Origin of the sequence: Aliamphritea hakodatensis, assembly GCF_024347195.1 — a bacterium.
Taxonomy (GTDB): Bacteria; Pseudomonadota; Gammaproteobacteria; order Pseudomonadales; family Balneatricaceae; genus Amphritea; species Amphritea hakodatensis.
This window is the reverse complement of sequence record NZ_AP025281.1, coordinates 1,223,180-1,238,873: the sequence shown is the minus strand read 5'-3', so window position 1 is coordinate 1,238,873 and position 15,694 is coordinate 1,223,180. Positions and strand designations below refer to the sequence as shown.

Annotated in this window: 16 protein-coding genes; 8 read left to right on the top strand and 8 right to left on the bottom strand. The window is 48.9% G+C overall.

Annotated features, from left to right (window positions below):
* Positions 1–9 precede the first annotated feature (9 nt).
* The 3 genes from pheA to gyrA all read right to left on the bottom strand — a co-directional run bounded on the left by pheA (position 10) and on the right by gyrA (position 5,009).
* Positions 10–1,107, bottom strand: coding sequence for a prephenate dehydratase (pheA, locus tag PCI15_RS05635; RefSeq protein WP_271273377.1), 1,098 nt, complete (start codon positions 1,105–1,107; stop codon positions 10–12).
* 39 nt (positions 1,108–1,146) lie between these two features.
* The gene (gene serC, locus PCI15_RS05630; RefSeq protein ID WP_271274583.1) at positions 1,147–2,229 is read right to left on the bottom strand and encodes a 3-phosphoserine/phosphohydroxythreonine transaminase; all 1,083 of its coding nucleotides are present in this window, start codon (positions 2,227–2,229) and stop codon (positions 1,147–1,149) included.
* Between the two features lie 137 nt (positions 2,230–2,366).
* Positions 2,367–5,009, bottom strand: coding sequence for a DNA gyrase subunit A (gyrA, locus tag PCI15_RS05625; protein ID WP_271273376.1), 2,643 nt, complete (start codon positions 5,007–5,009; stop codon positions 2,367–2,369).
* A 278-nt stretch (positions 5,010–5,287) separates the two neighbouring features.
* On the opposite strand from gyrA, the gene ubiG reads away from it, so the two are divergent.
* From ubiG to PCI15_RS05610, 3 genes are read left to right on the top strand one after another with little or no spacing between them, the layout of a single operon-like run.
* Complete coding sequence (gene ubiG / locus PCI15_RS05620; RefSeq protein ID WP_271273375.1) at positions 5,288–6,019, top strand: bifunctional 2-polyprenyl-6-hydroxyphenol methylase/3-demethylubiquinol 3-O-methyltransferase UbiG; 732 nt, start codon at positions 5,288–5,290, stop codon at positions 6,017–6,019.
* 59 nt (positions 6,020–6,078) lie between these two features.
* The gene (locus PCI15_RS05615; protein ID WP_271273374.1) at positions 6,079–6,771 is read left to right on the top strand and encodes an HAD family hydrolase; all 693 of its coding nucleotides are present in this window, start codon (positions 6,079–6,081) and stop codon (positions 6,769–6,771) included.
* Positions 6,772–6,801: 30 nt separating this feature from the next.
* A complete protein-coding gene (locus tag PCI15_RS05610) occupies positions 6,802–7,542 on the top strand; it encodes a YciK family oxidoreductase (RefSeq protein WP_271273373.1) in 741 nt (246 codons plus the stop codon).
* A 124-nt stretch (positions 7,543–7,666) separates the two neighbouring features.
* On the opposite strand, the gene rluB is transcribed toward PCI15_RS05610, so the two are convergent.
* The 4 genes from rluB to PCI15_RS05590 form a co-directional block, all read right to left on the bottom strand.
* Positions 7,667–8,509 carry a 23S rRNA pseudouridine(2605) synthase RluB gene (gene rluB, locus PCI15_RS05605; protein WP_271273372.1) on the bottom strand — a complete coding sequence of 281 codons (843 nt, stop codon included), beginning with the start codon at positions 8,507–8,509 and terminating at the stop codon, positions 7,667–7,669.
* Positions 8,510–8,617: 108 nt separating this feature from the next.
* Positions 8,618–9,058, bottom strand: a complete 441-nt coding sequence (locus PCI15_RS05600) for an H-NS histone family protein (protein WP_271273371.1) — start codon at positions 9,056–9,058, stop codon at positions 8,618–8,620.
* A gap of 92 nt (positions 9,059–9,150) precedes the next feature.
* Entirely contained in the window at positions 9,151–9,768 is a 618-nt protein-coding gene (locus tag PCI15_RS05595; protein ID WP_271273370.1) for an L-threonylcarbamoyladenylate synthase, read from the bottom strand.
* Positions 9,769–9,888: 120 nt separating this feature from the next.
* Complete coding sequence (locus PCI15_RS05590; protein ID WP_271273369.1) at positions 9,889–10,749, bottom strand: PHP domain-containing protein; 861 nt, start codon at positions 10,747–10,749, stop codon at positions 9,889–9,891.
* Positions 10,750–10,794: 45 nt separating this feature from the next.
* On the opposite strand from PCI15_RS05590, the gene PCI15_RS05585 reads away from it, so the two are divergent.
* The 4 genes from PCI15_RS05585 to PCI15_RS05570 all read left to right on the top strand — a co-directional run bounded on the left by PCI15_RS05585 (position 10,795) and on the right by PCI15_RS05570 (position 12,922).
* The gene (locus tag PCI15_RS05585) at positions 10,795–11,343 is read left to right on the top strand and encodes a septation protein A (protein WP_271273368.1); all 549 of its coding nucleotides are present in this window, start codon (positions 10,795–10,797) and stop codon (positions 11,341–11,343) included.
* Positions 11,344–11,355: 12 nt separating this feature from the next.
* Positions 11,356–11,655 carry a YciI family protein gene (locus PCI15_RS05580; protein WP_271273367.1) on the top strand — a complete coding sequence of 100 codons (300 nt, stop codon included), beginning with the start codon at positions 11,356–11,358 and terminating at the stop codon, positions 11,653–11,655.
* A 137-nt stretch (positions 11,656–11,792) separates the two neighbouring features.
* Positions 11,793–12,410, top strand: coding sequence for an OmpA family protein (locus PCI15_RS05575; RefSeq protein WP_271273366.1), 618 nt, complete (start codon positions 11,793–11,795; stop codon positions 12,408–12,410).
* A gap of 65 nt (positions 12,411–12,475) precedes the next feature.
* Positions 12,476–12,922 carry a DsrE family protein gene (locus PCI15_RS05570; RefSeq protein ID WP_271273365.1) on the top strand — a complete coding sequence of 149 codons (447 nt, stop codon included), beginning with the start codon at positions 12,476–12,478 and terminating at the stop codon, positions 12,920–12,922.
* Between the two features lie 45 nt (positions 12,923–12,967).
* Here the strand turns inward: PCI15_RS05570 and PCI15_RS05565 are convergent, their stop codons facing one another.
* The gene (locus PCI15_RS05565; protein ID WP_271273364.1) at positions 12,968–14,203 is read right to left on the bottom strand and encodes a L,D-transpeptidase family protein; all 1,236 of its coding nucleotides are present in this window, start codon (positions 14,201–14,203) and stop codon (positions 12,968–12,970) included.
* A 442-nt stretch (positions 14,204–14,645) separates the two neighbouring features.
* Between PCI15_RS05565 and PCI15_RS05560 the strand changes: the two genes are divergently transcribed.
* A complete protein-coding gene (locus PCI15_RS05560; RefSeq protein WP_271273363.1) occupies positions 14,646–15,692 on the top strand; it encodes a Leu/Phe/Val dehydrogenase in 1,047 nt (348 codons plus the stop codon).
* The last annotated feature ends 2 nt before the right edge of the window (positions 15,693–15,694 follow it).

The following is a 15,694-nucleotide window of genomic DNA, read 5'->3' as shown; positions in this document are numbered from 1 at the left end:
GGATCGCTGTCAGATAACGGCAACCGGGTAAGATCCCAGTAATTTAAGTTCCACAGAATCAGCAATCAGTGCATTCAAAACAGTCTGCACCCCCGGATCACTGAAATGTCCTTCGAAGTCGATATAGAACATATATTTCCACGCTTCCTGCCCCGCAGGACGGGTTTCAATCCGGGTCAGGCTGATATCTGAGGCATGAAAATGCTGTAACAGTTCATACAAGGCACCGGGCTTATTCTGCGCAGTAACCAGAATCGACGTTTTATCATTGCCGCTCTTGCCAACTTCCTGATCACCGATAATCAGGAAGCGGGTTGAATTATCCGGCTGATCTTCGATATTCCGGGTAATCACATTCATCTGATAAAGATCAGCCGCCATTTCACTGGCAATAGCAGCGACTTCAACACCTTCTTCTGCAGCACGGCGCGCCGCTTCAGCATTACTGCTGACAGCAACCCGCTCAACTGACGGAAAATGGCTGTCCAGCCAGCTGCGACACTGGGCGAATGACTGCTGGTGAGAATAAATACGCTTTATACCACTGATATCATCAGCGTTCTTACGTAACAAATGATGATGTACCCGCAACTCTACTTCACCGCAAATCTGCAAGTTAAAGCGTTTAAACAGATCCAGGGTATGGTTAACCATGCCTTCGGTGGAATTCTCGATAGGCACGACACCGTAATGCGCACTGCCCGCTTCAACTTCACGAAAGACTTCATCCGTTGAGTTGAAAGGAGCTCCCTGCGCAGAATTGCCGAAATGCTTAGTTACAGCCTGCTGAGTAAAGGTGCCTTCCGGCCCCAGAAAAGCAACCCGCATGGGCTCTTCCAATGCCAGACAGACCGACATCACTTCACGGAATAACCGGGCCACTTCTTTATCAGGCAGCGGCCCCTCATTTCGTTCCATTACCCGGCGCAGCACCTGAGCCTCACGCTCCGGACGGTAAAAAACAGCATCACCCGCCTGATATTTCTCTTTAACCTCAGCAACTTTCTGAGCACAACGGGCACGATCATTCAGCAACTGGTGCATCTGACGATCAATACTGTCGATCTGATCGCGTAATACTTTTAATTCTGCTTCCTGATTACTCATCTTCTACAGCAACCTCTTATTATTCTTACCCTAACCTGGTTAACCATGGGTCTCAGCAAAGTCTTTCATAAACGCAATCAACGCATCGACTGCCGCTTCAGGAACAGCATTATAAATACTCGCCCGCATCCCGCCAACAGAACGGTGACCCGCCAGATTTAACAGCCCCGCTGCAGTTGCTTCATCCAGGAACTGCTTATCCAGTTCTGGCTTTGCCAGTATAAAGGGTACATTCATGCGCGAACGCACAGCCAGATCAACAGGGTTAGAGTAGAACGCACTGTTATCAATATAGCCGTACAGTTTTTCAGCCTTTATATCATTCAGCCGGTCCATCGCCGGAACCCCACCCTGCGCCTTCAGCCACTCAAATACCAGACCGGCAAGATACCAGCCAAAGGTCGGCGGTGTATTCAGCATGGAGTCTGCGTCAGCAATGGCTTTATAGCTGAACAGTGTCGGCGTTTTATCAACAGGGGCCTGCAACAGATCATCGCGAATGATAACAACGGTCAAACCTGCCGGGCCTATATTTTTCTGAGCACCGGCATAAATCATCCCGAAGCGGCTCACATCCACAGGGGCAGACAAAATATTCGACGACATGTCAGCCACCAGCGGCACATCGCCGGTTTCCGGGATGTAGTCAAACTCCACACCGCGGATCGTTTCGTTGGGCGTGTAATGCACATAAGCGGCATCCGGATCAAGCTTAAGCTCATCCTGTGCCGGAACACCGGTAAAGTTCGAATCTTCGGCACTGCCTGCAACGTTAACGTCTATATAACGTCGGGCTTCTTTAATGGCCTTAGACGACCAGTCACCGGTGTTAATATAATCCGCACCTGTTTTAGTGCCCATTAAATTCATCGGAATCATGCTGAACTGGCTGGTTGCCCCACCCTGCATAAACAGTACCTGATAGTTATCAGGAATATCCATCAGGTCACGCAAATCCTGCTCAGCCTTCTTCGCCACCCCAACATACTCAGGGCTGCGGTGACTCATTTCCATTACCGACAGCCCCATTCCCTGCCAGTCAAGTAATTCTGTTTGCGCCCGAAGCAGAACATCTTCAGGCAATGCCGCCGGACCGGCGCTGAAATTAAATTTGCGTGTCATGGTCATGATTACAATTCTTTACACTGTTTCCGAAGGATCTTCTCTGAGACCTTTTAAGGGCCTTTACGGCCTCATTGTTAAGTATCTGCCTAAAATAAAATGTGCGGCTTAAGCCGCACATTTTGATCTGTCAGATATTATGCTTCATCGTTCTCAGACGAATCAGCCGGTGCATCCGTTGCCGGCTCGGTATCAGCAACCGCTTCACCGTCACCCGCAGCATCCTGCACCTCACCTTCAAGCTCATCACTCTCAGGCTCGTCAATACGCGCAATACCGACCAGGCTTTCATCTTCAGCAATCCGGATAACACGTACGCCCTGTGTATTCCGGCCCAGCACTGAAATTTCATCACTGCGGGTCCGCACCAGCGTACCTTTATCACTGATCAGCATGACGTCATCGCCTTCAAACATCTGCACTGCACCGGCCAGATCACCGTTTCGCTCAGTACACTGCATAGCAATAACACCCTGACCGCCACGACCATACGTCGGGAAGTCATCAACCAGCGTCTGCTTACCAAAGCCATTGATACTGGTTGTCAGAATCCGGCCACCTTCCTGAGGAATGATCAGGGCAATGACATGAGCCTCATCGGCAAGTTTAATACCACGGACACCACGGGCTGTACGTCCCATCGGACGCACATCACCTTCTGCAAAGCGAATAGACTTACCCTGGTTGGACATTAGCATTACTTCAGCGGTGCCATCGGTAATTGCAGCCCCCACCAGAGAGTCACCCTCATCCAGTGCAAGCGCAATCAGACCGGAAGAACGCGGACGGGAGAAGTTCTCCAGCGGCGTTTTCTTAACGGTACCCGCAGCAGTTGCCATGAACACATAGTGATCATCTGCGTATTCATTCACCGGCAGAATCGTGGTAATCCGCTCACCTTCAGATAAAGGCAGGATATTCACCACCGGGCGACCACGGGCGGCGCGGCTTGCCGGCGGAATTTCATAGACTTTCAGCCAGTAAACCTTGCCGAAGTTGGTAAAGCATAAAATCGTATCGTGGGTGCTGGCGATCAGCAGCTTTTCAACGAAATCTTCATCTTTAACCGCTGTTGCAGATTTACCCTTACCACCCCGGCGCTGGGCCTGATACATCGTCAGTGGCTGGGTTTTGGCATAACCACCGTGAGAAATGGTTACAACCATATCTTCTTCAGTGATCAGATCAGCAACGGTCAGATCTTGCTGGGATGCTGTGATTTCAGTGCGGCGCTCATCACCGTATTCCTCAACAATTGCTTCAAGCTCTTCACGGATAACTTCCATCAGACGCTCGGCGCTGTTCAGAATTTCCAGCAACTCAGCAATTTTTTCCAGCAGCTCACGGTATTCGCCGATCAGCTTGTCATGTTCAAGCCCGGTCAGACGGTGTAAACGCAATTCCAGAATTGCCTGCGCCTGTACCGGTGACAGGAAGTACTGACCGTCGCGCATACCATACTGAGGTTCCAGATCTTCCGGACGACAGGCGTTTTCACCGGCACGCTCCAGCATGGCTGTTACATCACCCAGCTCCCAGGAGCTTGCCAGCAGGCGTTCTTTAGCTTCCGCGGGGGTCGGCGAGCTCTTAATCAGCTCAATGATCGGATCAATGTTCGCCAGCGCAATCGCCAGACCTTCAAGGATATGTCCACGCTCACGGGCTTTACGTAACTCGTAAACCGTACGGCGGGTAACAACTTCACGGCGGTGGCGAACGAAGCACTCAAGGATCGACTTCAGATCCAGCGTACGCGGCTGACCATCAACCAGCGCAACCATGTTGATACCGAACACATTCTGCAGCTGAGTCTGGGCGAACAGGTTATTAACAATAACTTCTGCCACTTCACCACGGCGCAACTCAATCACGATCCGCATGCCGTCCTTATCGGACTCATCACGCAGTTCGGTTATACCTTCAAGTTTCTTTTCTTTTACCAGCTCAGCGATCTTTTCAATCAGCCGGGCTTTGTTCACCTGATACGGAATTTCAGTAAAGATGATCGACTCTTTACCGTTCTTCTCGTTTTCTTCAATATGGTGTTTGGCACGGATATAGATACGTCCACGCCCGGTACGGTAAGCCTGCAGGATTCCGGCACGGCCATTAATAATGGCACCGGTCGGGAAATCAGGCCCCGGAATAAATTCCATCAGCTCATCAATGGACAGATCCGGATTATCGATCAGCGCAATACAGCCACGAACTACTTCGGACAGGCTGTGTGGCGGAATATTTGTCGCCATACCCACCGCGATACCTGCAGAACCGTTAACCAGCAGGGCCGGCACACGGGTCGGTAAGACTTCCGGTATCTGTTCGGTTCCGTCATAGTTCGGAACGAAATCTACGGTTTCTTTGTCCAGGTCCGCCAGTAAGTCATGGGAAATTTTCGCCATGCGTATTTCGGTATAACGCATTGCCGCCGCCGAGTCGCCGTCAACGGAACCAAAGTTCCCCTGACCATCAACCAGCATATAGCGCATGGAGAACGGCTGTGCCATCCGTACAATGGTGTCATATACCGCACTGTCACCATGGGGATGGTATTTACCGATTACATCACCAACCACACGGGCAGACTTTTTATATGCTTTATTCCAGTCATTACCCAGTTCGCTCATGGCAAACAGCACCCGACGATGCACCGGTTTCAGGCCATCACGGACATCAGGTAAGGCACGTCCCACGATTACACTCATGGCGTAATCAAGATACGACTGCTTCAGTTCATCTTCGATGTTAACTGGCAGAATTTCTCTGGCTAAATCACCCATAATAGCTTTGGCTATCCTTGAATCAGACTGCTGAGAATTAATGGATCAGAGTATACAGCTACACCCCTGATCAGAACCGCCGAAGTATACCATAAATATGCAGCAATAATCCCGCAAAATTAAGACCTTGAGCCATACCTGATCGCTCTGTTCTTTACAATGTATTTCTGTAGTTTTTTAAGGCTCCCTGCGCCTCACAGAGAAAGCTTTTTGTATTCATCCTGACTGCAATGCTAAAATCCCCGCCAATATTTTTTAACCGACGGTCAGCCACGACTATGAGCGACACAAACAACCAGCACTCCGCGAATATCGATCCTGAAGAGATCGCTAAATTCGAAGAACTTGCCAGCCGGTGGTGGGATAAAGAAAGCGAATTCAAACCCCTTCATGACATCAACCCCCTGAGGGTAGGTTTTATCGACAAACAGGCAAGTCTGGCGGGTAAAAAAGTACTGGATGTTGGTTGTGGCGGCGGGATTCTTTCGGAATCAATGGCCCAGCGTGGCGCTGAAGTGACCGGCATCGATATGGGCGCCGAGCCTCTGAAAGTCGCTAAACTTCACGGCCTGGAAAGCGGTGTCAGTGTCAGTTACCGTCAGGTAACCGTTGAGCAACTGGCGGAAGAACAGCCCGGTAGCTTTGACGTTGTGACCTGCATGGAAATGATGGAACACGTACCGGACCCAGCGTCGGTCGTTGAAGCCTGCGCCCGACTGACAAAACCCGGCGGAAAGGTTTTTTTCTCGACCCTTAACCGCAATCCGAAAAGCTATCTGATGGCGATTGTCGGAGCTGAACATATTCTGCAGCTGGTCCCGAAAGGCACCCATGATTTCAAAAAGTTTATCCGCCCTTCAGAACTGGCGAACTGGATTCGCTCTGCCGGCCTGCAAAGCAACGAAATCACCGGCCTGACCTATAATCCGATCACCAAAACTTACCGCCTGAATCCACGGGATGTAGACGTTAACTATATGGTTGCCTGCAGTAAACCGGCACTGAGCTGAAACCTCATGCGCAGCCTCTGGCTGCGCAGTCATCCGCCAAGCCAAACAGGCCTGAATCAATGACCCGTCACAGCAAGCAACTTGAAGCCGTTCTTTTTGATCTGGACGGCACGCTGATTGATACCGCCGCTGACTTTCACCGCATTATCAACATCCTGCGCGGGGAGCAAAACCTGCCTCCGATCAGCTACGAAGCTCTGCTGCCTTCAGTATCCGATGGCGCCCGGGCGATGGTAGAAAGCGCATTTTCTGCACATGTGGGCACAATCTCCTCCAACCTGGCTGAGCTGCAAACCCGCATGCTGGAACTGTATCTGCAGCAAACCTGTGTAGACAGCCACCCGTTCAGCGGCATTACGGCGCTGTTACACTGGCTGGGTGAACAGTCCGTTCCATGGGGTGTGGTTACCAACAAACCCTGGTTATATACCGAACCCTTAATGGAGCAACTCAACCTGCAACCGCCAGCAGGCAGCCTGGTATGCCCGGAACACATACAGCACAAAAAACCGCACCCGGAAGGGCTGCTACTTGCCTGCCAGCAGCTTAACTGCGCACCGCAAAACTGTGTCTACGTAGGCGATCATATCCGCGACATTGAAGCAGGTAACCGTGCTGGCATGCTGACAGTTGCCGCCGCTTATGGCTACATTAACAGCAACGAAGACATATCCGGCTGGAACAGCGACTACTGCATCGACCAGGCAACCGAACTGCAACCTTTATTAGCCAGGCATTACAATATTCACTGACCTTTGGCACGCACTCAGGAAACAACAATCATGTTTGATTATCAGGCTCCGGCAAACCTACTCGCCAACAAGAATATTCTGATCACCGGTGCCGGTGACGGAATTGGCCGCGCAGCAGCACTTTGCTTCGCCTCATACGGTGCAACGGTTATCCTGCTCGGCCGCACAGAAGAAAAACTCGAATACGTGTATGACGAAATTGAAGCGGCAGGCTATCCACAGGCAGCCATCGTTCCGCTGAACCTGGAATCTGCAACCGAAACCGATTACGACAGCCTCGCAGCAATGCTGGAGCAGGAGTTCGGCAAGCTGGACGGCATTCTGCACAACGCCAGCCTGCTGGGTATGCGCACCCCGCTTGAAGGCTACGACCCGAGCATCTGGCAACGGGTAATGCAGGTGAACGTCAATGCCGCCTTCATGCTCACTCAGGCACTGCTGTCGCTGACACAGGCCGCTGAGAATGCATCAATCGTCTTCACATCTTCAAGCGTCGGCCGCAAAGGCAAAGCCTACTGGGGCGCATACAGCGTGTCTAAGTTTGCCACCGAAGGCATGATGCAAATACTGGCCGATGAACTTGAATCGGTCACTAATATCCGGGTTAACTGTATTAATCCGGGAGCGACCCGCACCAACATGCGTGCCAATGCATATCCGGCCGAAAATCCATCGACCGTCGCAGCGCCGGCAGACATTATGCCTGTGTATCTTTACCTTTTCGGTGATGACAGTCTCACGATTAAAGGCCAGTCGTTAGACGCCCAGTAAATCCGGAGATTATGCCCCCCTTCACGGGCTGAATTACCCACAAAATGAACACTGCTTTTTTCTGAGCATAAAAAAACGGCTACCTGCATCAGGTAGCCGTTTGTGTTTATTGCCATTCACACGATTATTCAGCGCGCTTAGGTCCTACTTCACGACGGGTTTTCTGCCGCTTAGCTCTCCGCTGGGCAGCGTCTTTCTCTTTTGGCGTCAGCGCCTTATTTCGCTTCTGCTTCATACCCATCATATTGGAAAGCTGATTAATTTCTTTCTGCTCAAGCTCTTTCCAGGTACCGGCCTTAACTTCACTCGGCAAGAAGAAAGGTCCGTAACGCACCCGCTTCAGACGGCTTACCTTAACGCCCTGAGATTCCCACAAACGCCGTACCTCACGGTTGCGACCTTCCATCACAACAACGTGATACCACTTATTGGCGCCGGCACCGTCGAAATACTGAACATCTGTAAATTTCGCCATACCGTCTTCCAACAGCACACCTTTCTTCAGACGTTTAATCATATCCTCATCGACATCACCCAGCACTCTGACTGCGTACTCACGGTCAATGTTGGCTGAAGGGTGCATCAGGTTATTGGCCAAATCACCGTCAGTGGTAAACAGCAGCAAGCCCGACGTATTAATATCAAGACGGCCCACCGCTATCCAGCGCCCCTGCTTCAGAGGTGGCAGATGGTCAAATACCGTGCCGCGACCTTCAGGATCATGCCGCGTGGACACCTCGCCTAAAGGCTTATTATAAACCAATACCCGGCGCTCACTCTTACGGTCAAACACCATGTCTTTCGGATGACCGTCAATCTCAACCTGATCTTTCGGTGAAATCCGGTCTCCCAGCGTTGCTACCTGTTCATTAACCCGGATACGCCCCGCTTCAATCCACCGTTCCATCTCACGACGTGAACCAAACCCGGAACGCGCCAGCACTTTCTGCAACTTTTCATCGCTCATCTGCGCATCCTCAGTGCCGGAGATATAACCCCGGCTTAAATTTCAAAAATAAAAAAAGCTCTCCGGCAACCAAGCCGGAGAGCTTTCAGTAAGTATACAAGAAAGCGCTTATTTAATTAAGCAATCTTCCTTGGAAAAACCTTTATCAAAATGCTTCTGGAACGCAATCGGTGTACGGCCGCGACCAGACCAGAAGTGCTGCTCGCCTTCTTCATCAGTCACCTGATACTTAGGCTCAACTTTTTTCTTAGTTGTGGTTTCAACCATGCCCATTAAATCATCAAGTTCAATACCTGCTTCCTGCATACTTTTTCTGATTGCATCGATTTTATCCAGACGCTCCTGCTCAGCAGCAACCATCGCCTGTTCGCTTTCACGCTTTTCTTCCAGAATCAGGGTCAGATCAGTAACAACTTTTTCAATTTCCGCAGCTGTTAATTCCTGACACTGTTTTCTCAAAGAGTTTTTGCGCGTCAGCATTTTTACAAAATCAGTCATTTTCACCATCCAAAGATATACTAAACAAAAACGATTTATATTATTTTCCATTGATCATATCTTTTCAAGAATATATCAGGGAAAACTCACATCATTTAAACATTATTCGGCTAACAAACCCAGTTTAGTATAAGACTATATATTTAGAAATCAGAAATATCACCGGCACCTTCCCGCACAACAACCGGCACATCATCGACTAAATTAATAACCGACGTCGCTTCCATTCCACAATATCCGCCATCAATAACCAGATCCACCTCATGCTGTAAAAGGTCACGGATTTCATAAGGATCTGTTAAAGGCTGCTCATCACCGGGCATAATCAGTGAAGTACTCATAATCGGCTCACCCAGCGCAGCCATTAATTCCAGCGCAATGGTATTTTGAGGAATACGTAAACCGATTGTCCGGCGCTTTGGGTGCAATAAACGCCGGGGCACTTCTGTTGTTGCATTTAAAATAAAAGTATACGCACCCGGAGTATGGGCCTTTAACAAACGATATGCGACATTATCCACTTTAGCGTATGTCCCTATGTCAGATAAATCCCGGCATACCAGCGTAAAGTTATGCTTATCATCAAGCTTACGGATGCGCTTTATTTTTTCTAACGCAGACTTATCCCCTAAATGGCAGCCTAATGCATATGCACTGTCGGTAGGGTATACAATGACACCACCTTTATTGATTATCTCAACGGCCTGTTTGATTAAACGGGCTTGCGGTGTATCCGGATGAATCTGGAAAAATTGGCTCACGATCAGACCTGCATAAAGGTTATCTAAGATGAACAGAATTCTACTGAATAATAGCCTGTAGCAACAGAGCCGATGTGTAATGCGGTACAAAAAAGGAAATATAAATAACAGGCTTAGCACTCAGAGAAGCTGATTAAGAATATGCATCTCACTGTCAGGTGCTTTAGGGTATTTACCCAACTCACTCCAGCTAAAGCCAGTGCAATGAAAATCACTGCCTGCTGACAGCAATAAACCATGTCGCTGTGCAGCAATTTCGATTTGCCGTGTTTGCCCGGGATCAACACCCGGATAACGAGCTTCTATGCCATCACCTCCGGATTCAGCAAACGCAGCAATCATCTCCCGGATTTTTGTAAAGGTAAGCTTATATTTTGTCGGATGCGCTAAAACCGCACATCCGCCCGCCTGATGTAAACAGGTAATTGCTGCTACCATATCTGGCCAGTCAACTTTAATATCACCGGGCTTACCGGCACCTAAATATAAGCTGAAAGCTTTGGCCGGAGAATCCACAACCCTTGCTGCGACCATCGCCTGAGCAAAATGCGGACGTCCAATCTGCCCCTCGCCTGCCAGCGCCTTTGCCTTCTCAAGCAAATCCGGACAGCCCTTTTTAACCAGCCTGGCTGCAATCAGCTCAGCCCGCTGATCCCGCAACTTTTTAAGATCCTGAAGATACACCTGCAACCCGGGATTATCAGGATCAAACCCCAGCCCTACTATATGAACAACCCGCTTTCCCCAAAGTGCCGTCAACTCAACCCCGGGGATCAGTTTAAGCGCATAGTCATCACTGGCTGCCCTGGCCTCAGCAACACCATCAACCGTATCATGATCCGTTAATGCTAAAATCCTGACCCCTTTATCCGCCGCCCGCGCAACCAGCTCACGGGGCGACAATTCACCGTCAGAGCAGTAAGAATGACAATGAAGGTCAGAAAAGGCGAAATCCTCCGCCAGATTGGGTTTATAACTCATCAGGCTCACTTTATACTGATTGCATTTTTCCGAAGACGAGCGCACATGAAACTATTACTCGATTTCCTGCCGGTTATTATCTTCTTTATCGTTTACAAAAGCACGGACGATATAATTTTAGCAACCGCTGTCCTGATCCCTGCCACCCTGTTACAGATGCTGTATACCTGGATCAAAACCCGAAAAGTTGAAATGATTCAGCTGGTAACCCTTGGCCTGGTGATTGTTCTCGGCGGGGCAACGGTTATCTTTCAGGATAAGACCTTTATTCAGTGGAAACCAACCGTTGTCACCTGGTTATTTGCGGTCGCTTTCCTTGGCAGCCAGTATATCGGCGACAAAACCATCATCCAGCGCCTGATGCAAAGCGCTATTCAGTTACCCCAGTACGCCTGGCGTCAGCTTAATTACGCCTGGGTTGTTTTCTACATTATTCTGGGGGCCCTGAACCTCTTCGTTGCCTTTACGATGGATGAAGAAACCTGGGTTAACTTTAAACTCTTTGGCATGATGGGGCTCACTTTCCTGTTCATCCTGCTACAAGGGTTTTACATTTCTAAACACATCGAAACCGAGTCTACAAACAGCGACTGAGGAATTCAGAACATGTTTTACGCAATCATCAGCGAAGACAAACCCAATACACTCGAACAGCGCATGGCGGCGCGCCCCGCGCATCTCGAGCGGCTGATTGCACTTAAAGATGAAGGCCGCCTCTTAATTGCCGGGCCTCATCCGGCTATCGACAGTGAAGACCCGGGCCCTGCCGGCTTTACCGGCAGCCTGGTTGTTGCAGAGTTTAACTCCCTGGAATCTGCGCAGGAATGGGCCAGCGATGACCCTTATCTGCACCAGGGAGTATACGAGCGGGTAGTAGTCAAACCCTATAAAAAAGTATTACCATAAGCTGCTTGATGCAGTAATAGTGGCTGTTTTTTCGAGGCGATTTTGGACAAATTTAGCTGCTGTTCAGGTTAATCTGGTATACATAGCGGTTTATTATGTACCCGATTTTATTTGATCTCTCATAAGGACGTATAACAATGAAAAAGCTTGCACTGTGCGCTGGTTTAATCACAGCAATGGGCCTTTCCGGTGTTGCCCAGGCACACAACGATCATACTGGTTACGCAGTAAACTCTTCTGACACTAACTGGAAAACAAGCGCCGGTGAATGCTGGCAGATTTCCGAGTTTAAATCTGAAGACCTTACTGTTGACTGTGGCGCAGAACCGGCCAAAGAGCCTGCACCGGTTATGGCAAAAGAAGAACCAAAAACTAAAACAATGATGGTTTCAGAAAGCAAATCATTTGTTGTTAACTTTGCGTTTGACAGCTCTGAAGTAGAATCTGTCAGCAACATTGCGAACTACGCAAACTCTCTGAAAAAGCTGGACGCGATCCGTTTAAACGGTTACACCGATGATATCGGTAGCAACAGCTACAACAACGCGCTGTCTGAGCGTCGTGTTAAAGCGGTAGAAGCTGCTCTGACTAACGCTGGCGTTAGCACGTCTAGCATCGTTTCTCACCACTACGGTGAAGCTGACCCGGTTCGCACCTGTGCAGAATCAGGCAAAAGCCAGATCAGCTGCCTGCGCGCTAACCGTCGTGTAGAAGTTATGATTGAAGGTCAGAATCAGGTTACTGTTAGCCAGTAATTCCCTGACAGTAAAAAAACCGATAGGCTATTCGTTATATCATTAACGAAACTATCGGTTTTTTTATGTCTGTTTATCTGCTTCGTATTGTTACAACCGCTGTACTGCTGCTCAGCCTAACCACGAATATCAGTGTTGCTGAACAGACTTACCCGCCACAAAAAGTCATTTATCATATAAATTATCCTGACACTTCCCGGATAAATGCCACCTTCACAAATATAAGCAATCATCTTGCCGCTGTTGGTGAAGACAACATTGATCTTAAAGTTATGATTCACGGGGCAGCGCTGGAGTATTTTCTTTCAGCCAGTGAAGATGAGGCAAAACAGATCCTCCTTGACAGCATCAGACTGGAAGGTGCACACCTATTATTTTGCGGTAATACTCTCGACGCTTACAGCAAAACAATTGATGATATATACGGTGCTGAAACACAAGACCGGGTTCAGGCGGGACTGCCTGCTATTGTAGCGTTACAACAGCAGGGATACATTTACGTTCGCCCATAAAAAAACCACGCCGTGTTCGTGGTTTTTAATACTTTCATTTCAGGCCTATGGAATACCTTTACTGGGCGCACCTTCATACGCAATTTGCCACTTACCGTCCTGCTTTACCCAGTACTGACGTTTAATGCTGTCACCGTTGTAATTATTACTGCTGTAACTTTGTTCAAACGATGCAACCAATAAATCTGGCTGATCCGGGTACTGATATAAACTCAGGTTTTCGATATCCACATCAATAAAAGACTTTGCCGCATTTACCCGGCGCTTATGCGCCACAAAACGCTTATAGTCTTCTTTACCGTTATCAAAATCCCGCGAGTAATGGCTGACAAACTTATCGGTATCCAGGCTTTGCCAGTCATCCCGCCAGTTATTCACAACCCGAACTAACTGTGCCTGATTTTCCAGCCAGCTTTGCTGATCAATCCACTCGAAATTTGTGCCTAACAATACCGGCGTTGCATTAAAATCGACAATTCCATCCAACTCAGAAAAATGCTGATTCGTTAATGACAGACATCCTTCACTGGCCTGCGGCGGACGGCTGAAGGTATCTTTTGGAGAGCCGTGCAGCCATATACCACTGCCGTTATAACCGTTACGGACATCCCACACATTAGGATAGTTAATCGGTAACGCACCTGAACCGTAGCGGGCAGGCAGCTGTTCATCCGTCAGCCGGCTGGTTGTAAAATACACACCCAGCGGGGTTTTTAAATCCCCCCGGATACGTTTATTCACCCCGCCACGACCATAAGATACGTAATAATCTTTAATTAAAACGGGAATACCCTTTTGATTTTCAAAAAGGTACAAACGTGAACTGGACATATCAACAACGATGACATGCTCCTGATCACCAGACATCTTAATCAGGCTTGAAGGAATCAGCCCGGTATCAGGACGAACCGATGCAATGTTCATCCGGGCCTTAGCTTCTTTAATCAACCCGCTCAGGGCTTTGGCATCAGCATCCGTTTTATTATTGCCAACCGTGCTCAGGGGGGCTCCCTGTGCAGCCATCAGATCTGCATAGATTAACTGAGCGAGACGGAAATCAGGCTGCTCATCAATCAGTGTTTTCAGTTTATCAACCGCACCGTTAAGCTGGTTTTGCTGTAAATCACCCAGGCTTGATAACAGTAATGTTTCACGGTCCAGCGTCTGATCAGCATACGTAATCTGATCGGCAACCACTGATGCTGAAAAACAAGCACAAAAGGTCAGTAAACTGACACTGCGTCGCAGCGACGCTCCTTGATTAATAAATCGTCGTATCATTATGAAATCAACCAGGCCCTGATGCTATTTATTGACCGAATTATACAGTTCTGTACATTCGCCGCAAACAGGAATGTTAGCGATTACAAACCCCTATGGTTATATAATTCTTTAGATATTCCCTGAAAAGATATCAGAAGCCGGATTCACAGGTCAGGTTACCGGAAAACAAAACCATGCCGCTTTATACATTCATCACATGCTCTGTTTAACAATTTTAATTGCCACAATGATCATTTTTTATTTCCCCCCCGGAAGCGGCACGGTGCGGGGGTTTATAGCGTACTACACAAAAAAAACAGTATATAAAATAAACAATTGTCAGCTGAACTTTACTGAATCCTGTGCTATCCAATTATTAAACGCTAGTAAAATCAGTTCCGGTTGATTTATCAGTTCAACCCGGAATTTCCAAAGTTTTATGCGTACGGAGGATCCCGTCATGTTTAAACAAATGGAAACCGACGCGCTGGAACAACTGCATTTTTTCAGCGACCCTGGCACCGGATTACGAGCCGTGATTGCTATACATAGCACAGTACGCGGCCCGGCTCTCGGCGGCTGCCGGTTTATTCCCTACAGTACGAATGATGATGCCATCACGGATGCGATCCGGCTGGCGAAAGGCATGAGTTATAAAGCCGCGTTAGCGGGGCTGCCATTCGGTGGCGGCAAAGCCGTTATCATCCGGCCAGACAATCTTAATGACCGGCACGCGCTGATGCGCAGCTTCGGTCAGGCCATAGACAGCCTCAGTGGTCAGTATATTACCGCCATGGACAGCGGCACCCTGGTAGATGATATGGATGACATCGCAACCCGGACGTCCTATGTATCCTGTACACAGCAGATGGGAGATCCTTCTCCGGCAACCGCCAGAGGCGTCTTCGCCGGCATCCGCGCAAACCTGCAATATACCACCGGCAGCGATTCCCTGAAGGGACGCCACATTGCCATACAGGGCCTCGGTCATGTTGGTCTTAATCTGGCATTCCGGCTGCGTCAGGCCGGCGCTCATCTGACCGTTACAGACATCGATGACAATAAAATGCTGCAAGCCAGACAACAGCTCAGTACTGCTATCTGCAGACCTGAAGAAATCTATGATGTGAGTTGCGACGTATTCAGCCCGTGTGGTCTGGGTGCAGTGATCAACGACGATACCCTGCCCCGGTTACGCTGTAAAAGCATTGCAGGATCTGCAAATAACCAGTTGAAAACGCCGGCCGCAGGCCTGCAACTAAAACAGCGGAATATACTTTACGCGCCGGATTACGTCATTAATGCCGGTGGTCTGATGTTTGTTGCTATGCGTTATCAGCAACAGACCGATACCGCTATCGAAGCAAAAATAACCGGCATTTTTGACACATTATCAGACCTCTATATGGAGGCCAGACAAAGCAGTCAGGTTATCAGTGATATCGCTGATCAGCGCGCATCAGAGATTATTCAACAGGCAGATTCGGGACAGTTTCAGGCAGCCTGAAA